Below are 22,719 nucleotides of genomic sequence, written 5' to 3'. Positions count from 1 at the left end.
CCGAGGACGCTGGCCCACCTTGCACCCTTCGCAGAGCTCCGGGTACGCCGGTCCGCCTGAGGCGGAACTGCCCCGGCAGAGGTGGGACCCCGGCAGTCCTTTAGGGATTCCCGGTCGAATCCGATTCGCCCGTTAAAACCTTGGGATCAAAAAGCTGTTTCATCTCCTCGTCGGAAAGAATATTTTTTTGCTTGACCAATTCAAGCACCGTCTTTTTAGTGGCCAACGCTTCCTTGAAAATTTCGGCGGATTTCAAATAACCGATTTTAGGGGTCAACACCGTGGCCAACGACGGGCTTGTCCCGAAATAAACCTGGCAGCGCTCCTGCTCCGCTAAAATTCCCTCGATGCCCTTTTTGGCGAAGACCGGCAAAAAATTGGACAAAATTTCCATGGAATGAAGAACCCGGTAAGCGGCCACGGGCGTCATCACGTTTAAATCCAACTGCCCCGCCTGAGCGGCCAAGGCCACGGTCTGGTCCGCGCCGATCACGTCAAAAGCGATTTGATTCATGGCTTCGGCCATGGAGGGATTGACCTTGCCGGGCATGATGGAGGAGCCCGGTTGCACCGCCGGCAAAACGATTTCGCCTAATCCCGTCAACGGGCCTGAAGCCAGCAGCCTTAAATCATTGGCCAGGCGGATGAGCTCAAGCGATAAATTACGCAAGGACGCGGAAAAATTAGCGATGGGAAAATGGCTTTGCAGCGCGTAGCGGTTGTCGCGGCTGGGCATCAGCTTGATCGACGTCAGATTCGCCAGGTAGGAAACCGCCAAATCCTTGAAACCCGAGGGCGCGTTCATGCCGGTTCCCGCGGCCGTGCCGCCTAAGGCGACCGAACGCAAGCCCTGGCTTGCGCTTTCAATCTGGGCATACGCCTCTTCCAGGGCCACGGCGTAAGCCTCGAATTCCTGGCCCAAGGTGATCGGAACCGCGTCTTGAAGATGGGTCCGCGCCGACTTTAAAACGCCTTTAAATTCTTTGGCTTTTTTGGCGTAAGCATTAATCAATGCTTCGAGGGCCTTGGTCAACCTCGGCAGCAACAGAAGAATGGCGGCATGGGTCGCGGTCGGGAATGTGTCGTTGGTCGACTGGCTGCGATTAACATGATCGTTTGGGGAAACCGTTTCATAATCACCCTTGGGTTTACCCAAAATTTCCAACGCGCGATTGGCCAACACTTCGTTGACGTTCATATTAAACGACGTTCCGGCGCCGGCCTGATAGACGTCGATGATGAATTGATCCTGAAGCTTGCCTTCCAACACTTCATTGGCCGCGGTAATAATCGCCTCCGCCTTGTCATCCGGGACGGTTTTCAAGTCGCGATTGGCTAAAACGCAGGCCTTTTTGACAAAAATATAAGCGCGGACAAGGATAGGATGGGCCTTGAGGTGGCTGACCGGAAAGTTTTCCGACGCGCGCAGGGTTTGAATGCCCCAGTAGGCTTGTTCCGGGACTTCTCTTTCGCCGAGGGAGTCTTTTTCTTTGCGCATGCCCATAAATTTATGATTTGAAGGAATGTATTTTACCTAAAAATTGAGAATCAATAATAAAAATGGCTACAATAAGAATCGACAATGTGCCGAATCTTCGCCCAAATTGCCGTTGATGAGCGCGACCCGTCGGATTACATTGTTCATTCCAGCTGCTCTCTGTTAGCCCAAAGCAAAGCCAAAAAGGACTTCCTCCAGGAAGACGGCTGGGGCATTGCGGCCTTGAACGGTCGTGGATTCAAAATTTTCAAGAGCCCTAACCCGATTTATCGCGAAGCCGAGCTGCTTAAGAAAGCGGCCCGTGGCGGCAAATCCCGCATCGTGATCGCCCATATCCGGGCTGCGTCGAATCCGCTCAAACTTCCCAAACGCCAATTAATCGCGAAAGAACATAATCAGCCGTTCGGCGCCTCGAACCTGACGTTCGCCCACAACGGCACCATCAATATCGCGGCTGCGGCCCGCGAGCGGCTCTTAGGCCCGTACCGGAAAAACTTAAAGGGGAAAAACGACAGCGAAATCTATTTTTGGATTCTTTACAAATGGTACCGCAAGACAGGCGACGTGGCTCGCGCGTTTGAAAAAACCGCCCAAGAGCTTTGGCAACTATGGCGTGAATTGCCCAAGAGCCGGCGCAAAGGCTGGAAATATCCATATACGGGTCTAAACGCCGCGGTTTCGGACGGCCGGCGCCTCTGGGCCTTATGCCATTCGCTGATGCCCGCTCAATCGAAATCCCTCTGCCTCAAAGACCAGCCTTACAACAGGCTGGCTTTAAAACTCAGCGAGGGCGGACGCCGCTTGGTCATCGGCTCCGAAAAACTCGGCCAGGAGCCGGGCTGGACGGTTGTTCCCATGCACAGCCTGACCGTGGCCGAAGAATCCAATGGCCTCATCCTTTATCAAACGAGGAGATTTCCATGGCGGAGAATTTAAGTCTAAGGGAAATGTCTGAAATGATCCGGCAGCAAGCGCTGCCGTTTCAAGAGCTCCGCCGTGAGCTTGAACGCTACATCATCGGTCAAGACGAGTTAATCCACAAGGCCATTATTTCGCTCTTAGCCGACGGGCATATCTTGATCGAGGGCGTGCCGGGTTTAGGCAAAACGCTCACTGTCAAGACCTTGGCCAAATTGATTAAGGCCAGTTATTCACGCATTCAATTTACGCCCGATCTTTTGCCCGGAGATATTGTGGGCACGCCGATTTTCCAACCCAAAGACGGAACCTTCGTGGTCAAAAAAGGCCCGATTTTCGCCAATTTTGTCTTAGCGGATGAAATCAACCGTGCTCCGGCCAAGACCCAATCCGCGCTGCTGGAAGCCATGCAGGAACGCCAAGTGACCATCGGCGAAGAAACATTCAAACTTGATGAGCCCTTTCTGGTCCTGGCCACGCAAAATCCCATCGAGCAGGAAGGCACCTATCCCTTGCCCGAAGCCCAGGTGGACCGTTTTTTGATGAAGCTCAAAGTGGCTTACCCATCCAAAAAGGCGGAAATTGAAATCTTGGACCGGTATTCGGGAGATCCTGGCCGGGAACCTCAGCCCGTGCTCGATCCTCAAAGCATTCTAGGCTCGCGCAAAATCGTGCACCAGATTTATTTGGACCCCAAGCTCAAGGACTATATTATTGAAATCGTTTTCGCGAGCCGATTCCCACAGGAGCACAAGCTGGAAAAATTAAAATCTCTAATCGCCTATGGAGCCAGCCCGCGCGCGACTCTTTATCTGGCTCAAGCCGCCAAAGCCTGCGCGTTCATGGAAGGCCGGGGCTATGTGACCCCTGAAGATATCCGTTTTATTTCGTTCGACGTGCTGCGCCACCGCATTTTGCTGACTTACGAGGCTGAAGCGGAAAATATCTCATCGGAAGACATCATCCATGAGATTTTCGAAACCGTCGGCGTACCCTAACCCTTCTAACCTAAGATAACCGGCCTGGTTATTTTGATGATTATGATGTATGATTATGAGGTATGAACAAAAGGACAACGATTGTCACTGATACGGAACTTTATGTCGAAGCCCAGGCATTGGCCCGTCGAGAACGCGCATCCCTTTCTCAAATTGTTCGTGAAGCCCTGACTGCCTATATCACGAGCAAAACTTCTGAAAAAAAACGGCTCTCTTTCGTCGGCATCGGTCTCGGCCCAAAAAACAAGGCCGTCTCCCGCAAAGCTAAAGACATCGCCAAGAACCGCTTAAACAAAAAAACCGGATGGCTCTAATCCTTATTGATACGGGACCGCTCTACGCCTTGGCCGACCGGGGGGACGGGGGACATCATCAAGCGGTCGCGTTTTTTGAAAAGACCAAAGAGACTTTGATGGTTTGCGCAAGTGTTATTCCTGAGGTTTGCTATCTCTTTCATAAATTTCTTGGACCCCGAGCCGAAACGGCCTTTATCGGCTCTTTGCAAAAAGGCGAAATTAACATAGAGAACCTGGAGCCCGGCGATATCGACCGCATCTTGGAGATACTGGAAAGACGTCCGGAGTTAGGTTTCGTCGACGCCTCAACCATCGCCGTAGCCGAGCGGCTGCGCATCGTCAAAATCGCAACTTTTGACAGACGCCATTTTGCTTCATTTAAACCCAAACATGCCCGCGCTTTTGAAATCGTCCCTTAAAATGGAACTCGTATTCTAAAATTGCTACTTTTTAGTGTCCTGTTCTCCGGTTTGAGCCTGTTGTTTTCCAGCCTCAGGAATAGGCTCAAGGGGACCCATAAAATCATTAAGATCATCGGCGTCATAGTCCTTAAGGGGCTGCGTTGGTTCCTTCAGGTACGTTTCACGGGTAATGGGCGGGCCGCGCGGCGAGCCGCTTAAACCACGGCCGTACACATTAGCGACTTCGGGCGTCAGTTCGATATAACCGTATTTAATCAACCGATCGGCGATGACATTGCCGCCGGACATGTTGCGCATAATATCGCCCGCATAGCCGATCTGATTAGTATTCTGCTTGCCCTTTTGAAAAAATTGCCGGGCCGTGGCATCGACAAGATAAATCTTGCCGGTTGATTTCACGCGAACCACGATAAAAGCATGCCTGAAGGAGTCGGACCCAAAAAGGTTCGCCGCTTGATGGTGATAAACCTCGAGCGCGTCGACGGCATAATGCTGCAAACGCCTGACAACATCGGCCTGTGATAAGCCACAGGCGCCCTGCACGCTGCAAGCTCCCAAATCGGAAACATTCTGTTTTTCAAGCAAAGCCCTGCGATCTTCCAAAATAGCCTGCTCAATGATGGCTTCTGCTTCTGCATTAGTCAGCTCTCTGGGTTTCGTCCGGGCTTTATGCGAGGCTTTACCCAAAACCTCTGTTGTTGGGCCCCCCATGTAAGGGTCGGGGCCCTCAAATTCAATAGGCGTTTCCGGAGTCTGATCCGCCTGAGCGTCCTGCTTATTCGGCTTTTTCTTGATGACCTTGGTGCCTTGCCCATTAGCCGCGTCGTCAGCCGGAGCCGGCGCCTCAGCGACATCCGTTCGCTCGGCCAAGAGGGGAGTTTCTCCGACATTATCGAATTCAACTTTAAAGCCGTGCTCGTTAAATTTCTTAACTAGGTCATTTTGGGCCTTGGACTTGGGGTTGCGGCGGCCGCGCAGGACAACCGTGCCGTTTTTACCTTGCGCGCCGCCCAATTCAGCCATGCGCACGACTTCATGGACATTGCCGTAATTCGTTTCGAGCTCTTGAATAAAATCAGCGCGGTCTAGGAAGGAATTGTCGCGGACTTTTTGGCCTTTCGGTTTGACGGTGTTTTCAGGCCAAGGCGAAGGTTCGTCAAGGAAGGTGATATCCTCATCGGTAAGCTCAATCGTGGCATCATCGGATTGAGTTCCCTTTTTCTTGGGAGGGGACTTATTTCCCGGCCCCGACACTTTCGTAACCGCCCCGGTCGTCTCCGGCTTGCCTTCAAAAATTACCTCAACCCCGTGTTCTTTGGCCAACTTAGCCCAATGCCCGCGCTGACCCTCCGGAACCTTAAGAATAAAAGCTTGCCGCTCAAAAGAATAAATCACTTCAACATTGGCCTCGGCAGCCTGCCGGTAAAAATCCTCGCTGAAACCCTCGGGTTCCAATCTAGGCGTTACGGCATCTTCGCCGGCGGCTTGATCGGTGGAACCATCGGCTGCGGCGCCTCGGACTTTCTTGACCCTGATGACTTCATATCCCTCGCTTTGCAAAAAGGAGATAACGGCGTCAGCCTCTGAACCGGCATCCACAAAAACTTCCGCCACGTTCTTCCCGTTTTGTCGATAATGAGCCTTAACGTATTGCTGCCGAATATCAGGCTTTAAAGCATTAATGCCCTCTGTAGCCTCACGATAAGACTGCCTCGCCTGACCCATTTCAGGTGTAATCTCAAACTTGCCCAAGTAAATATCCTCGGCCAATTTTTGTGGGTCCTGATACCGCCGGGCTTGTTTTGGCGGTAAATTCTCAATAAATGGCTTAAGATAAGTGGGAACTGTCCCGGTATCGGCGATATCAGTTAATAGGCGGCCCTTAGGACTGGCGGGATCAACATTGCCTTTCTTTAAAGCTGCGCGCGCCACCGATCTTGACGTCCAACCGCCCAATCTCTGATTGATAATTTCCAATCCTCCGCCCTTCATGTAAGTGGTTCCTATAGATGCCCATGTGCCCAGCCCGGTAGCTGCCATTGCAGTAACGGCCGTCGTGCAATCGCCGCCTGTGGCGCATGTATAAATCGTATCCCCAAGCTGGAATCCTAGAGGGACCGCCATGCTCCCGATCATCAAGCCATGCGTTGCTCCGGCCACGGCGCGCCCGACGCGTAAACCCGTGCCCAACTTTGCTCCGGTCCACAAGGTAAACTCCACGGCTCCGCGTTCCAGCAATTTTGCTCCCAAAGGAACGGCTCCCGGCATAACCGCGCTCTCAATAAACATATTGCCGACCTCGCCCCAAACGCCCAAGACCCGGCCGCCCCACCCAAACTCTCCTGAAATCAACTGTTGGCGCATCCCGGCCGGCGAATACTCGCCTTTCATGAAGGCCCTTTGCATCTCTGCGCCTTGACCCTGATTGCCGAAAACCTGCCGGTAAATCCGATGATCGCCTTTCCAATTAACCGCCTCTAAATGATAATCCTGGGCTCCGAGCGCGGCATCGCCCTGTCCCCAAGCCTTGTCATTGTATTCGCGAGCGAAATCTAACGCTATTTCCTCTTCTTTGGTCGAAATATCGGTAAAAGGAATGCTCACGCCCACGTCGGACCAAGCTGAATAAGCCAAACTGCGCATATAGTCTGCCTGCTGATCAAGGCCTATTTGATCCAAGCTGTCGGCTGCAGCGTGTTCCAGAAGCCCGATCGTGCCGTTAACAGCGGATTTGCCGACTTCAATCACCTGTTTGAGAACGGGAACTTCCCCTATATCCGATAAAGCTTCCTGCCACCATTTAGGGTATTTTTTAATAGTCCAGGATCCTTCCCTTGATTTGCATTCCTTGTAACTTTCGGCATAGACAGAGCATGTGGTGATTCGTTTAAAACCCTCCAATTTTTCGGAATTATTCATCGTTCCTTCTTGGATATACCCATATTCGCCATGGCCGTTGAACTCATAATGCGAATACCGCGCATGCACCGTCTTTTTCTGCTTTTCATCGTAATATGAGTAATCATCATCGGGGAAATCCTGATAATCCTGATAAACATTGGATGTCGTCTCATTGATGGGCACCCTACGTTCGACCTGCCTCTTTTCAAACTGCCTGATTTCCAAGACTTCATCCATCTTTTCCCAAGCGTTCGGCCCGGTTTCCTGGTCATGCTTTAAGAATTGAGCTTTGTAAACTAAAGTCGGCAAATACACCTCGTTCCAGCTGGTTGGATTCATGAAATTGGCGACCCCGACCTCAATAAACCCGGAAGTATCGATATGAATCTGGCGGGCATATTGCGCCTTATGGTACAGAAACTCTTTAAGGGCCGTTTTTTTATTCTCATCCCAGCCTAACTCGCGAGCGACGGCGCCGATGCGCTGATCCAATGTCGCGTTGTAGGCTTCCGGCTCCGGAACGTCCCACTTATCTTGCGGATAATCCATTTGGCCATCGCCGTTAGGATCGATGTCAACGCCCATGCCTTTGTGGCTGATGCTGTAATAAGCCGTTTCCCAACCCTCTCCGGCATAAGCGGTCACCCCTTCGGCCGGGTGGCGCACCGGCCGATTATGTTCCATAACCCAAACTTGACCATGGCGATTGGTGACCCTTAACAGCTTGAAAACCTTCCCTTTGGTATCGGTTTTTCCTTTCTTTTCGACCGTTTCGGGCAGGGGGCAGCCGTTCGCCTGTTGCCGGTCCCCGGGATTCGGCGGCGGGGGGGTTTCATTCTCTTGGGAATCGGCATCCGTCAAAATTCCTTCCTGTTTTTTCCAGGGCTGGCATTTTGTGGGCTGATCCAAATTTTCAATGACGATAGTATTGTCGGATTTGATGGTTGTGCGCGTCATTAAATCCGAGTCTTCCTTCACCCGCTCAAGCAATTTGCCTCCGGAACCATACTTATCTTTGATATCGAAATAAAAAAGATGATTGCCCAGCAATCGCTTGGTTTTTAAATGACGCTTCATAACTTGACGTTCATCGGGATCCTCCGCTGAGCTTAGAAGCAAAATTTCCACATAAGTCGTGCCTCTGGTGGAATCGTTCTCGAGCATGCCGTCGCTTTCCTCGTCGGTCAGAAGGCCGGCTTTCTTGAAATAATTAAGGATTTTCTTATTCACGACCCCCGCACGCTCGATCACCAAACCATCATCGCTCACGAACATGCTTAAACCGCCTTTGTAAACACGGCGCAGCCCTTGATGCCCCCAGACGGTATCCGCCTCGACGTAATTTAATTTCTTATCAGGATCGGCCAGCTCTTCGCGCGAAACCTTCAGCCCGTCCTCGGCGGCCCCCGAATCAAGCCATTGACGATAAAATTCCGCGGTCTCGGCGCGCGATTGAACGTAGGCTAAACGCTTCGGGTCGTCCTCGGGAATCAAATCGGGATGATCGGTAAAAAATTCAGCGATCGCTTGATCAGCTTCAGTAAGCAGTTCGCGCTGTTTTTTCTCCCACTTAGCTAGTTTTTCCCGCCTTTTTTTCTTATCCGGTTCTTCTTTAATTTTTTTCAGCTCTTCCTGCTGATTCATCAATCCTTGCGCCACTTTTCGCAAGGAAGGATCATGGACGGCCAATACCTGCAGAAAATCAATCGTCGGTTGACCCCGATTTTCCACCAAATCCCGATGGGCTTCCTTGAACAGATACTTTTTCGCCTGATTCTGCATAGGCTCAGGCAAAACCGGATTGACGGCCAATCCGCTCAAAACCGCTATGCTCAAATGCCGAATGTGATCCTGGCGCTGCACGGAGATATCCTGTTTTTTCTTTTTCTGACCCGGGATCGGTTTGCGGCCTGGATAAATCAAGGGGCGCGCTTGATCGTCGGCGTCGCCGTCAGCCCCCGCCTGGGCAAACAACGCAGGGGCTAAGGCTTCTGTGGGGTATTTTGCCGTAAGCTCTTTAAGCCTTTTTTCTTCGGCCGGTTTTAGTTTTGTTCCTTTGGCTTTTTTTGCCTCAAGCTTTCTTTTATCGAAACGCTCGATTACCTGAACCATGGAACATTCGAATACGGCGAAGCGCGTTTCTTCGTTGACGTTATCGAAATTAAAAAGCGTAAAGTCCACGTTCCCGGCCTGATCGCGAGGAGGGGAAACTTGCGGGACGCAACTGGCGACTGCAACCTCGAAATCAGCCGTATGCCGATCTTTCTCCAGGCCCAAAAAAATGGATTGCCAGGATTTGTCATCGTGTAAAAACGGGTCTTTTTTATATTTGCCTAACTTGGCCAACGGTTTGAAGTATTCGTAATAGGTCAAGTAGTATTGAGACTGGGCAATGCAATAAAAAAGATAAGCCTTGTCTTGAGGATTCCAGTTGCCGAACTCTCCGGGATCAATAAACTCGGCGACATCCCTCCAGCGCGCTTGCATACATTGCTGGGCTAAGCGTTGGACATCCTCAGGTTTCATGTCCGCCAAAACTTCGGCATCGGGGCGGTAGTCCATAAGGATATCGCGCCAAGGACGCTCGGGCAAAGGTTCCGGGCTTTGCGTGATGAATTCCGGGACCTCTCCTCCCTGATAAAGCGTTTTGTCCTTTCCTTTCCCTTTGCCTTTTCCCTTACTTCCTGCGCCCTGGTCCGCATCCCCATCAGCTGTGCCGTCAATACTTAAGCCCGCGCCGGGAGTTCCGCCCGGGCCGACGCCTTCAAACATTTGATCTGAAACGCCTTTATCCGCTTTAGGAGTCACGTTGTTTAACCCACCACGATTGATCACACCCAAAACCCCGGCGTTTTGAGGATCGGCCGGATTGCCTAATTGTCCGCCGGGATTCAACGCGTGCGCTGCATGATCTGGGTTAACGGCCGGATCATCACTGTTACCGATCCCCTGATTGCCGCCTGTATTGATCGGGGCAAAGGAACGGGCATTAACATCAGCAGGTCCCGGCTCATCGGGCCTTTCATCTCGTGCAGGATTGACGGGAATATCGCGCGCTGAAGCGGGCAGATTCTCCACGCCGCCTGAAAGCGCCGAGGTAACCTCAACGAGATCGTCCGCCGAACCCTCAAGCATATCGAGAGTCGTAGCGGCATTCGGCAATCCCATGTGTCTAATGACCGATTCGGCGAAAACCCGCGGATTGCCCGACTGAGCGTCTAAAATCGCGATTAAACGCCTGCCCTCGTCATCAGTGAAATACCGCCGAATTTCATCCTTGCGGGAAGAAAAAAACGCGTGAATGCTGCGGGCCTCATCATCAGTCATAGAACCCTGGTCCCATGTGGATGCCCGTGTGCCGTCCATAAATTGCGCTCCTAATGGTAAAGGAAAAATTAATATGAGGAATGGCAAAATGGAAAAGAATAGGCGAATTGAAACAATCAGCCTGGTTCCATAGCCCATGTTGAACACCAAAAGAATGCTTTCGGTTATTCTTTAGGTTAACAGGGAAACGCCTCTAAAACAATGCTTCGCGTTCGAGGAATTCGGCAGCCTAAAACTTCACCGTCTTGCGGTTTTGATTGTTCATTCGGCGGCTCTGGTAGCGACCCGGGCCGTCGACAAAAACGGCGGTCAACACCCGGCCCGCGTTGGGGTTATAAACAACGGCCAAATAAGCGCCCGTGCGGCTTGTGCCGTCAACCGGGTCCTTATAGGCGACCGATTGCCGGCCGATGCCTAATTCCGCCACCGGCATATAAACGACGCGCGTTCCGTCTCCTTGAATCTGGCCGCTGCTCTTACTGCCGACCGCCTCAAGAATATGCCGGGGTTGCAAAAATTCACCGATTTCAGGGTGGCCCGGTCCCCCTGATCCCGCTCCCCGTTTTTCTCCTTCAACGATATGTTTCCAATCTTCAGACGTCAACTTTACCTCTTCACCCTTTGGAGTTTTTATTTTCAAAGGCCATTGTTCAACCGGCTTAGACTGCTGCTGCGGCTTACCGGGCTGCGGCGTTGCGGCAGTAGGGCCAACCTCTTTAAACAAATCCGTTTCGCCGACAAGCTCGTGTTGATTCTTAATGCTTCGGTCATCGTAAATCTTTTTTCCGTTCACCGTAACGCCTTCTTTGGGGATGCTGTAGCGGTAAGAGAGGTATCCTGATTCGCTGTTGGGCATGAGGTTGTTTTCTGGGGGTAGCAGCGACGCGTCTTTGTTTTTAAAACCATCTTTAGCCAGCAGGCTGTCTATTTTTTTCATGAGCTCGACGGCATGAGCCCTGTCTTTAGGGTAAACGGTGATGATTTTTCCGCGTTGGCCGGGATCATTGGGATTCAACATTCTCTGCAAGGCAATATGATCCGTGGGGATTTTATGACGAACACGTTCATTGCGCAGCAATCCACTGACCGAGTCCAGCATCTTGGCCGGGTGCTGGGGGGAAACGCTGATATGAAATTTCCAAGGACTCGCCGCATAAAGTTTGTTCCCGAACTCAAGAAAGGTGATATTGAACATCTCATACTGAGTCCCGACGCGATCCGTGAATTGCTGATAGGCCTTTAACACGTCGGGGCTGAGGACGCCGTCAACCGATGCCGCATCCCCGACCACGCCATGCTCCATGAGCCGGCGGATTTGAGAAAAAGTGAAATCGCCTTCGAAGTAAAGAATTTTGGCTTTCCGGTAAAGTTGTCCCAGCGTGTAATTGCCGACGCCGGCCGGCCTGACGCCGTCCTTGCCCATTTCACCCCGGCCTTCCCGATGGGCTTTTTCAACGGCGTCTCGCTGTTGATCACTTAAACCCTCCGGAAAATCATTTTTAAGAACGTCCGCAGCCCAATCCGCGTTTTCATATTTGCCAATCTGGACTCTGTCAAAACCTCGGGCTTTAAAATGAGCGACGAATTCATTGGCCAAGGGACCGTCCGACAAAATAACTCTGCCCTTAGACGGATCAATCCACTGAACGTAATTTAAAACTTCCTTCCTGCCGTACTTTGCGCGTAAAGACGTTAAAGCTTTATCCGCTGCTATGGTGTTTTCGTCCTGATAAATAGGCCTGCCGTCGTCTCCGGCCCTCTGTTCCGCGCCGCGGCGTTGAGGCCGGGGGGCTTGGGCGGCGCCATCAAAAGAAACCTTAAAACCTACTGTTTCTAAGTCATGGATCAGCTCCGCATGAGACGGATTCCGACGGCCTTTAAGAACAATGGTGCCGTCGCCCGTGCTGATAGCGCTGTAGAGATAATCAAGATTCGCCCATTTTTCAATCAACACGCCGAAAGTAAACATGCGATCCTGGGGCGCAAAACCCAGCTCTCGGGCAACCTCAAGGCCAAGAATGTTTTGCTCATGAAGAAATCGCGCTATTTTTTCGCGGCCATCAGGACTTTTTTCAAAACTGCGGATTAAATCAGCGATTTTTTGGGGGAACCTTTCCCGCCAAACTTCGACTGTCGGACGGCCGTTGATGTGATCGGCCGCGAATTCTTTATCTAAACCGCCGGCCAGCAGGTCGATGCTCACGGCGGCATGGCCTTCCAGTGAAGCCATGGTATTTTTAATCCTCAAATCAGGATGTTTTTCCGCCGCTTCGATCCAATGAAGCGTATAACCGGCGACCTCGGCATAAATTTTGGAATTAACGATGTTGGGGTTTAAAAGCTTGGGGATGTGAACCGTCAGGTCATGGATGTCCTGAAACGGCCATTCTTCGTTGGCTATTTTGCGTAAAAAATCCCGATCGTTTTTGACAAAACTTTCGGGCCGACCGGCCTCGGCCAAGCTCAAGTGAAACCCGGAAACTTCTTTAACTTTAGCGATGAGCTGATCCATGCGCGGCAATATCACTTGGTTTTTGGCCGCCGGCTGTTTTATTTCCGGGAAAAGCTTTTGTAGCACGGGTTTAACTTGATCCAGCGTGTAAACGGGACTATCGGCAAATTGCGGCTTTTCATGAACCGTTAATAACGCCGTGCCATCCTCATTCACAACCGTATCCTTCAGAAAGCGGCTGTTTTCATCGCCTTTGGAGAATGTATCCCAGGCGTCTTTAGACAACTGGATCACAGGATCGGCAGGCTCGCCCCGCTTGCTAAATTGCTCGCCGAAGAAATCCACTTCCATGGCATTAAGAACATCGATGTCATTGGTTCTAGCTTTGTCAAATTCGTGCAGGTTTTTCTCTCTAAGTCGTCCTGTTTCCCAATCAATCAGGCCTATTTTCAACTGGCCGTTGTCTTTCCACATCTTCAAATTTTGGCGAAGGTCGCCGTGGGCGACGCCCTGCTCTAAAATTTTGTCGTATTCCCGCCTGAACGCCTGCCATTCTTCCCGGGTTAGTTTGAGGCCGGGGGGAAGTTCCCATTGATGGGTCTTGGTGTTGTAATAGTCGATCAGTTCCTTAGCCTCAATCTTGCCGCCGCGCGGCAAGTGCTCAGTGACTAATCTTGGCTCACCCTCGACCAAATGTTCCCTCGCCCAAGGCGCTTCAATAATTTCCATACCCTGCGCCGCCTTGTGCGCTGCTTGAGTGGGCAGCAGTTCCGCCTCAATGGGCAGTTCCTTGCCGGATAAATCTTTGACCCAAACCAATTCGCCGCCTGAAGTTCCCTGTTTAGCCACCAAATCGCCTTTCCCGGTCCACCGGACATCTAACGGCCCTGTATCCGTATTGAGGGTAGGTGGCGGCGGACGGGCAACCACGCCCGCGCCCACGGCTTCGTCTCGAGAAGCAACAACAGGATCGCCGGAACCTGCGGCTTGATGCTTACCGACAGCCCCGCCTTCCATCAGAATGCGGGCTTCTTGGATAGAAAATAAATCGTTCTTGTGTAGAGAGTCGTTCTTTTTACGAATCTGCACTATCGTATAGTTGCCGATGCCCGCGGGATTGCCATCGATACCGGATTCGTTATCGCCGACCCGGTGGGCATGTTCAACGGCTCGCCGCTGCTCGTCGTTTAATTTTTTATTTAAAAGTTTCTCGGCTTTATCCGCGGCCTCTGAAACGAATACGTTGCTCCCTTGCCCATCTTTTTTAGGCATAGCCCTGCCGTAAACCATTTTCTCACCGGCTATTTCACCGGCTGCTTGGAGGAAACCATTTAATTTTTTATAGAGACTATCTCCTGTAAAACCCTCCAGCAAACCAATGCCGATATCCGGGACATCCGATAGCGTCATCCCGCCATAAAGATAGACTTGACCTGCTCTTGCCGTCCCCTGTACAATCCGGCCGAAAGCGGCAGCGTCTGTCGTCACTAATTCACCGGTCGCTATCGTTTTTCCAAAACTGGCGGCGCGGCCGAGGATGGCGCCGGTGCCGCTGATAGCCGGCACAAAAAAAACCAAATTGGCTCCGATTGCGCCGGCGTCATCAAAAGCGCCCAAGAGCGCGCCGGCCGTGCCGCCCACGTCGGCGACGTGTTTGCCGGTGCAATAGTATTTTAGGTGCTCGATTTTTCCGTCATCGGAATTAGAGTACGCTTTGCATGGCCGGTGCACGCGCTGGTCATAGTCAGAATCATCCATCCGATCACGCGACAGACCCGCGTTATATTTTTTATCGACGCAAGACTCATAAGCGCCGGCTGTGATGGTTTTTTTAAAAAAATCCTTTCTAGCGATTTCCCTTAACGCCATGTCGCGGGAAAAAGTGTTCCCGCGATATTGATTGGCCAAGCCGCAAAGATCGTAAGTTGCATTCCTATCCCCACTATCAATCCCAGGCGTGTCCGCAATCCCAGTCGACATAATGCGCTGGACGCCGGCTTGAAGATTCCGATAGGCGGTATTGGCGACAAAGCCGACTCCATCGCCGACCTGTTTGATCACTGGGATATCGCTTAATTCACTCAAGCCCTGCCTAAGAAAGCTTGAATCGGTCTCAATTTCGACAGGTTTACCGCTACGTCCTCCACAGGTTGGAACCAGCGATCCATCTCTCATGCGGTAGCAATAAACCATGTAATAGATCGTGATCTTCCCGCCAATGGCCGTGCTGCTTTCCCTTTCTTTCACCCTGACATCAAACTGCGTGATCGTCCCATTCGCGTGATACTCGTTCTCGATATTGATGCCCGCAAACATGGGTTGTTGTTCAGGCGGAAAGGGTTTGGGTTTGGAGTTGGATTCGTCATATTCCCTTTCCTCGAAAATTACGGGTTGCTTGGCAATCAGCGCATGGTCTTTGACAACCTTTCCGACGCCGAATTGCGCAGATTCTATCGCCAGGCCGCTAATGGGGTTGTGTAGTTTTGTTTTTATTTTTTGCTTAGGGTCGTATGATCTCGCTATAGCCTCATCGTCTTTAACGCAATCGGAACAACTGTAGCGGAATTCCATCTTATCTCCATAGACAAAAAATTTCAGATTTTTCGTGCCTGCGGGGACAAAGAACGACAAACCCGTATTTTTATGCTGCCAGGGTCCCGTGCGGTACAAAAAAGCGGTGGCGAGCGCCGCTTTCTTATTTTGATCCCATTTCATCAGCCGGACGACTTCGCCGGCCAAGGTATCCGCCAATTTCTCTTGCGAAATCCCATAGGCCTCAGCAAGGACAAGGAGCGTTAAATTGATCTCAATTTGCTGGGCAGCCGCCCCCTTGAGCCACTGTTGCTCGTTGCCGAACACGGCTATCCCTAGGTCGCCCTCCTTTGCCAACCCCTTATCAAAAGACACTATTCTCACAATGGCTCTGCCCTCTGAGTCCAGAAAATAGGTTAATTCCTCGCCGGCCTTGCCATCCTCATCCAAAGACGCCCGCTTAACTTGACGCATGCCCTTGCCAAGGTCATCGATAACGACCTGCTCCCTAGCCGTCCTATCGATTTTTTCCCAATGCTTGCGCCCGCCTTGAGGAGTCAATTCCTGTTCGTAATAAACGACTTTTCCATTGACGGTGCGGGTATTGCCGTACCCAAAAATCACTTTCATGCCGTTAATGGTTCCGACAGAACCGGCCTTTCTGGTTTCTATAACATCAAGCATGCTTCCATCTTTGCTCCAAACGCCCGCTTGAACGGCTTTCCTGGCAGGGTCTACGATATATTTATGCACCTTGCCTTGGTGTTCCTGAACCGTCACCGATTGGCCTTTATTGCTTTTGACCTGCGTGAGCGTGCCGCCATAACTCACGAACATTGAAGAACCGTCCATGAAGTAAAAACGATACCCGGTCAGCGGTTGCGGCCCTTGGCCTGTGATGACACTGGCTACTGCATCGATCATGATGTGCTTGATTTTTCCGGCGTCGAGACCTAAAGGGGCCGTAAATTTAGCGAGAAAATCAAGCCCCAAATCTTCGGGATAAAACTTTTCGCCCGGAGGCGCGGTTTTGGACATAAGCCATTCCCTGTAAAAAGCGGCGGCTCCGGCCTGCGTTTGAGCGTAAGCCGCCAGGATAGGATCGTTTTTGGCGACGGCATCCGGATTCTTCTTCAAGAATTCTTCGACGGCGGCTCCGGCCTGCGCCAGGAGCCGGGATTGTTCCGTCAGCCATTGCCCCATCAGCGCCTGGCGTTTTTTGGGATCAGGGTTATTCATGATCTCTTCGTATTTGCCTTGATGATCCTTCAGTTTTTTGAAAAGCTCGGCGAACTTGGGGTCATCGGCTCCCAGCTTTTCAAGCAAGGCAAGCGCGGCGTCCCCGCGTCTTAAAACCACATTAACCTTAGTTTCGGCATAGAACCAACCCTTGGCTTTCTTGGCTATAGGTTCGGGCACGGAAGGCGCCCGTGCTAATCCGGCTAGAACAGCCGCGGTTAATTCGCGGCGGAGCCGATAAGGGATTTTGGTTTTACTCTGAGATTGCGCTGCTTTTGTGTCTTGAGGCCGGTTCTTCGACGGTTTGATTCCGGGCAAAAGCAGGGGACGTTCATCATCGACGGCAGCCAGAACTTGCGCGCTGTTGGCCGATTTTAAAATGCCGATCGCGCACTGGAATATGGCTTCACGGGCATAAGCATCGATGTCGTCTAAAGTCGGAGCTTCACCCGAAGCGCCGGGCGCATGTTTGTCGTTCATTTTAGGCAAACAGGCGATGATAGCTCGGTCGAATTGCTGCGGGGTGAATTGATTCTTTTTCGCTTTCTCCCCGGGTTTGCTGATTTTCGTATTGAAAAAACCCGCTTCATTCGTAGAACCAATCATCTTTTTAAGATGAGCCTGAAAATATTCGTAATAGGTCGCGTAGTAGAGAGAACCTGTTCCCGACGCGTTGCCGCCGCTTGAGCCCAAATCAGCCCCGGTTCCCAAATTCGCCCGGCCCCGGTTTTGATTTTGATCGAATGTGTTGCTCAAATTCTCGGCCGTTGGCGGCGGCGCGTCGCGGCGTTGAACGCCGGGGATATTCGGCCCAGCGGCATTGCCCGGTTGTGCCCCGGGATTTAAAACATGCGCCGCATGGCTGGTCCGATCTGTGTCGCCAGGCTGATTATTTGCTGCATTGAGCCGGACCGAAGCGTCAGCGTCCGGAGCCGATTCATCCGGCTCCTCCCCCCTTCTGGAATCAGCGGAACCGTCGCGCCCGGAACGGGAACCTCGATCTGAAGCATCACCAAAATCTTCGGCCAAGATTGTGGGATCATTGCTCCAAATACCGGCCTGTTCTATGGCGCTTGGTAAATCGGTAAAGCCGGTGAGGCGAAGCACCGCTCGCGTAAAAGCCAGGTGATCGCCTTCATACATGTTGAATAGCTCGATAATTCGAGGATCGCGGAATTCATTTCTTTTTGCCTCAAAATCACCATAAATTCGCCGGGCGTCTTCCTCCGTTAAAGCGCTGAGGTTCAAAAATTCACGAGGTGCGGAGCCGGAATTTTCAGCTCTTGAAGGGATGGGGGGGACAAAAAGAAAGAACGCTAAAAGCAGGCGGATTAAACGGCTTAGTCTAATTCCATATCTCAAGATAAACACCAACAAGAACGCCTCGGCTGTTCTTTAGGTTAACAGGGAAACGCTAAAGAAACAATGTTTCTCGTTCGGAGGGAATGATCTAATGGAGGGATTTTAAAAGCTCTCTGGGCGCCGGATTATTTGGAAAACGGGTCATCCATTGAGTCAATGCCCGGACGGCCATCGCCGAATCGCCGCTCTGGCGGTAAGCGTTGGCCAAATTTTGATAAACGGCTTCGCTGGTCGGGTTAATTTCAAGGGCGCGTTGAAAATGCTCGATGGCCCGGCCATACTCGCCGTTTTTGGCCAAGGCAATGCCCAGCATGCTGTGAGCCAGGGAATTATTCGGGGCTTTTTTCACCGTATCTTCAAAAAGCGTCCTGTGGTTTTTCCAGACGGTGTTTCTTTGAACGATCAAGGCGCCGTAATAAAAAACCAGGATGCCCAATTTTAATGCACCCCTCACCCTGCCCTCTCCCCTCGGGGGAGAGGGTTTAAAAACAATGGATATCGCCCAGGCCAAAATCACGCAAAAACCCAAAGAAGGCAGATAGAGAAAACGTTCGGCGCCGATGGTCCCGATGGGCATGAAAACATTGGTGACCGGAGCGAGGCCGATCAAAAACCACAAAATCCAATAGCCCGACCATTGACGCAACAATGATTTGCGGCCGGCTGTTTTCCATGAGAACAAAAGCCAAATAGAAAAACCAAGGACGGTAATCCAAACGCTTAAGCTCAGCCACCCCCAAACATCGCCGGCATCAACGAAGGGAAAACTCCAGGGGGAAAAATCAGCGCATAGGCCGGTTCCCGTGACCATGGGCCAGACGTAATGCCGCCAAGCGAAAACGGACATCGTTAAAACGCGGGTCAGTGAATCCGTCGTACCGAAATACTGAAATTCGAGGTCAAGGCCCCATTGTCCCAGAACCAAGCGGCGCAAAAGAAGCCAAGCGAAGGCGACCCCCGCATAAATCAACCAAGCATAATGACTCCTCATCCGCGCCTTCTCCAACGGCAAATGTTCCCAAAGAAAAACCAAAGGCAAAATCACCAAAGCGTTTTCTTTGGAAAAAAGAGCCATCGCCAAAGAGAATGCGGCCCAAATTTTTCGTCCCTTGCTATGGGTCAGCCAAAAAAGGATGGAAAAAGCGAAGGCTAAAAGTTCGGCGCGACCCACGATACTAGCCACGGCTTCGGTGTGGATGGGTAAAACCGCGAACAGCAAAGCGGCCATTAAGGCAGTCATTTCGCCGGTCAAACGCCTCAACAATACGGCAACCAGCGTGGAGTTAATCGCATGGATAACAACGTTGACTAGATGAAAACTCCAGGGCGTCAAACCGAATAACGCATAGTTCAGCGCAAAACTGATAACGGTCAGGGGCCGGTAAATGGCTTCGGCGGAGGACGACCAATAACTCTGAAAAAACAAACCTGGAATCCCGCGCCAATCACAAATCGCGGGATTATTAACGATGGCGCGAATATCGTCATAAACGAAATCATTGCCCAAGGTGTTGAGGTAAACGGCCAAGCCAACGCCAAAAACAAATAGGGGGCAGATAGCAGAAATTGACAACACATTGTCAATTTTTGGCGTCTGCCCCCTATCGCTTGGCGACTTGAAGAACGATTTCAAGCAGGTATTTGGCGTAAAGATCAAGAGCTTCTAAATTGATGCGCTCATCTTTGCCATGAACGCGCTCGGCGTCATCCGCGGAAAGAGGGGGATCGATGCCATAAACAATCACGCCGCGGGCGCGCAAGTCTTGGGAATCGGTGGTCCATGCGGACATAAAAGGCATGACAGCGGCTCCGGGCAGTACTTTTTTGGCCGCGCTTTGGGCCGAGCGATAAAGCTCCGTGTCCGTCGGCATAGGGCCGGCCTCGCGGCTTTTGGAAGCCTCGTAATTAATTTCAATCACAGGGTCCTCAAGCGCAGGCACCAATTCCTGAATAAACGCTTCAACAGAACGCCCCGGCAAAAGGCGCGCATTAAGAACAGCCTGGGCCGAGGCCGGAACGACATTGGGTTTATAACCGGCTTGAAGAATCGTCGGGACCAACGTGTCTCTGAGCATGGCCGCAAAATCTGGCTTCAATACGGCCAAACGGTCCGCAGCCTCATCCAACTCCGGACCCGGCTTCGCTTTAAGAACCGCTTCGATAATTTTTCTTAGGTCCCGATCCTGAGTCAACTCAGCCTGGCGGCTTAGAAACTGCCGGACAATATCCAAGAGCCGAGCCGGGGCCTTATAATCGCCCAAGCGGGCCACGGCCCTGGCCACGGAAACGACAGGGTTCCCTTCCCTGGGGATCGATGAGTGGCCCGATTCGCCCCGCGCTTCAAATTTGATGTCCAAATACTCTTTTTCCGCGGCTTGAACGCGCACCTCGGTGACGCGGCGTCCATTCCAAGCCGTTTCACCGCCCTCATTCACCGCGAATTCCGCGTTGCCGAAAGCATCCCAGTGATTCTTCAGCAACCACTCGATATGGCGATCGCCGCCGCCGTTTTCCTCATCCGCCTGGGCGAAAAAAATAACGTCGCGTTGAAGCGGAATTTTTTCGCGATGCAGATGAAGCAAAATCGCCAATTCCACGGCGCACATGCTTTTAATGTCCGCGGCGCCTCGGCCGTAGAGATAGCCTCCCTTTTCCACGGCTTCGAACGGAGGAGTGGACCACTCCTTGGGATCGGCCGGCACAACATCGCTATGGCACATTAAAACCAACGGCCTCTTCGCTCCGGAACTCTTCAGCCGGGCGATTAAACTCGAACGCGTTCCCGTCGAGGTATAAATACGGGATTCGATGCCGGCCTGATCCAAATGATTTTTTAAATAATTCGCGGCAATGATCTCATTGCCGGGGGGGTTGGATGTGTCAAGACGAATCAAGGCCCCGAGGAATTCGCGCGATTGGCGCTCAAGAAAATCGCCGCGCGCCTCAACCTGAGCGGCAAAACTTCCCAGGAAAAATAACGCCGATAAAAACAATCGCATCCGTCAACTATAACTTTTCTATAGTAATTTCCGTCTTATGCTTAGCGCGGATCTGTTAGCCAAAGTCCGGCGTCTTGAAATCACGAGCGCTAAGCTCGTTGAGGAAATCTTCGCCGGGCAATACTTGTCGGTTTTCAAGGGCCGCGGCATCGAATTCTCCGATGTGCGCGATTATCAATGGGGCGACGATATCCGGGCCATGCACTGGAGGGCGCTGGCGCGCTCGGGCGGCAAGCCCTACATCAAACGCTTCATCGAAGAACGGCAATTGACCGTGGTGCTGGCCATCGATTTGTCCGGCTCCCAGGACTTCGGGTCCAAAGAGCGCGCTAAACGCGAGCTCGTTCAGGACGTGGCCGGGCTTCTGGCGTATATGGCGCTCAAAAACAAAGACCGCGTCGGGCTTTTTTTATTCACGGATCAGACCGAACTCTTTCTGCCTCCCAGGAGCGGCCGAAGCCACGCCCTGCGCATCATGCGCGAACTCGTCGCCTTCCAACCCTCATCGGAAAAAACCGATCTGCGCTTGGGCATGCGCTTTCTTTTGCAAATGATCAAAAAACGTTCCATCGTCTTTCTGATTTCCGATTTCTTGGACACCGGTTTTGAAACGGAATTGGGCATTTTGGGTAAAAAACACGACGTCATCGCCGTTTCCGTGGACGATCCGGCGGAGGAAACGCTGCCGGTTTTGCCGGCCCGCGTGATTCTGGAAGACGCCGAGAACCCGGGCTTAATCGGCGAGCTCGACCTGCGCCGCGAAGACCATTTATCTTACTTATCCGAATCAACCGCGCAATGGAAAGAAGAAATGAGGGAATTTTTCCGGCGATCCGGCATCGACCTTTTGGAACTATCGACCGATAAAGACTTTACGGACGCCCTCATGGCCTTCTTTAGGCGCCGTCAGCAAAAAAAACTTACCCGCGCACGATAAATGTCCGGCCGCACAACGAACAACGCCGGAATCACGGCCTTAGTCAGTGGCGGTTTAGACAGCGGCGTTTTACTCGCCCGCTTGTCCCGTCAGGCCCGTGAAATCCATCCTCTGTTCATCGCCAACGGGCATCCCTGGGAAGAAGCTGAATTTAAATCGCTGAAACGATTTTTAAGGGCCATCAATTCACCTAAGATCAAAACCACCGTACGCATTGATTTCCCGATCCGGAGGCTCCTGGATCAGCATTGGGGCCCCCGAGGCTATCATCCCCATTACAACGCCGGTTACTCGGCCAATTACATCCCCGGTCGCAATATCGCTCTTTTGACGGCAGCAGCGACGAATGCTTTCGTACACAAACTTTCCACCATTGCCCTGGGTTTATTGAAAAACAACCCTTACCCCGACTCTCAACCAGCGTTTTTTCGAAATTTTGAGACGATGATCAACAAAGGATTCGGATTCAAACTCCGAATCATAACGCCCTTGGCCGGCCTGAATAAAACCGCGGTTGTCCAGCTGGGGCGAAACCTGCCGCTTCATTTGACCCTATCCTGCGCCCGGCCCATCAACGGCCGTCACTGCGGCAATCGCTGCAACAAATGCGCGGAGCGCCAGAAAGCCTTTGTCTTAGCCGGCGTGCCGGACCAAACAGATTACGCCCGCAAACCGCCGGTTGTCGACTGGGCCGCCCACAAATGGCCGGATTAATCAACGATTTTGTTAAAATCCTCGTCGAACAACGAGGGGGAAATATGCAGCCAGAGGAGTTGTCCGAACCATGCCCACTTTAACACGCGAAGAACAAATCAAAAAAGACAACCTTGAGTTGCGG

The 22,719-nt window shown here is 51.9% G+C and carries 11 protein-coding genes; 6 read left to right on the top strand and 5 right to left on the bottom strand.

Annotated elements, in window-relative coordinates; genetic code table 11:
* Nucleotides 1–100: 100 nt before the first annotated feature.
* Nucleotides 101–1,504 (bottom strand): aspartate ammonia-lyase, encoded by a 1,404-nt coding sequence (locus tag HYT79_03750; GenBank protein ID MBI2069694.1) that lies wholly within the window; start codon nt 1,502–1,504, stop codon nt 101–103.
* A 78-nt stretch (nt 1,505–1,582) separates the two neighbouring features.
* Between HYT79_03750 and HYT79_03745 the strand changes: the two genes are divergently transcribed.
* From HYT79_03745 to HYT79_03730, 4 genes are all read left to right on the top strand, one after another.
* Nucleotides 1,583–2,434, top strand: coding sequence for a class II glutamine amidotransferase (locus HYT79_03745; protein ID MBI2069693.1), 852 nt, complete (start codon nt 1,583–1,585; stop codon nt 2,432–2,434).
* Entirely contained in the window at nt 2,419–3,414 is a 996-nt protein-coding gene (locus HYT79_03740) for a MoxR family ATPase (GenBank protein ID MBI2069692.1), read from the top strand. The genes HYT79_03745 and HYT79_03740 overlap by 16 nt, the downstream gene beginning before the upstream one ends.
* Before the next feature lie 62 nt (nt 3,415–3,476).
* On the top strand, nt 3,477–3,728 hold the full coding sequence (locus tag HYT79_03735) for a ribbon-helix-helix protein, CopG family (GenBank protein ID MBI2069691.1): 252 nt from the start codon (nt 3,477–3,479) through the stop codon (nt 3,726–3,728).
* On the top strand, nt 3,719–4,129 hold the full coding sequence (locus tag HYT79_03730; GenBank protein ID MBI2069690.1) for a PIN domain-containing protein: 411 nt from the start codon (nt 3,719–3,721) through the stop codon (nt 4,127–4,129). Before HYT79_03735 ends, HYT79_03730 begins: the two co-directional genes overlap by 10 nt.
* 24 nt (nt 4,130–4,153) lie before the next feature.
* Here the strand turns inward: HYT79_03730 and HYT79_03725 are convergent, their stop codons facing one another.
* From HYT79_03725 to HYT79_03710, 4 genes are all read right to left on the bottom strand, one after another.
* A complete protein-coding gene (locus tag HYT79_03725; GenBank protein ID MBI2069689.1) occupies nt 4,154–10,399 on the bottom strand; it encodes a hypothetical protein in 6,246 nt (2,081 codons plus the stop codon).
* Between the two features lie 190 nt (nt 10,400–10,589).
* Nucleotides 10,590–17,726, bottom strand: a complete 7,137-nt coding sequence (locus HYT79_03720; protein MBI2069688.1) for a hypothetical protein — start codon at nt 17,724–17,726, stop codon at nt 10,590–10,592.
* 307 nt (nt 17,727–18,033) lie between these two features.
* Complete coding sequence (locus HYT79_03715; GenBank protein MBI2069687.1) at nt 18,034–19,521, bottom strand: tetratricopeptide repeat protein; 1,488 nt, start codon at nt 19,519–19,521, stop codon at nt 18,034–18,036.
* 25 nt (nt 19,522–19,546) lie between these two features.
* Nucleotides 19,547–20,944, bottom strand: coding sequence for a M20/M25/M40 family metallo-hydrolase (locus HYT79_03710; protein ID MBI2069686.1), 1,398 nt, complete (start codon nt 20,942–20,944; stop codon nt 19,547–19,549).
* A gap of 37 nt (nt 20,945–20,981) precedes the next feature.
* Between HYT79_03710 and HYT79_03705 the strand changes: the two genes are divergently transcribed.
* Both HYT79_03705 and HYT79_03700 read left to right on the top strand, forming a co-directional pair.
* On the top strand, nt 20,982–21,881 hold the full coding sequence (locus HYT79_03705; protein MBI2069685.1) for a DUF58 domain-containing protein: 900 nt from the start codon (nt 20,982–20,984) through the stop codon (nt 21,879–21,881).
* Entirely contained in the window at nt 21,882–22,595 is a 714-nt protein-coding gene (locus tag HYT79_03700; protein MBI2069684.1) for a 7-cyano-7-deazaguanine synthase, read from the top strand. It abuts the gene before it with no gap.
* The last annotated feature ends 124 nt before the right edge of the window (nt 22,596–22,719 follow it).

Source organism: Elusimicrobiota bacterium (assembly GCA_016180815.1).
Lineage (GTDB): Bacteria > Elusimicrobiota > Elusimicrobia > JACQPE01 > JACQPE01 > JACPAN01.
This window is presented reverse-complemented; position numbering and strand designations above follow the sequence as displayed.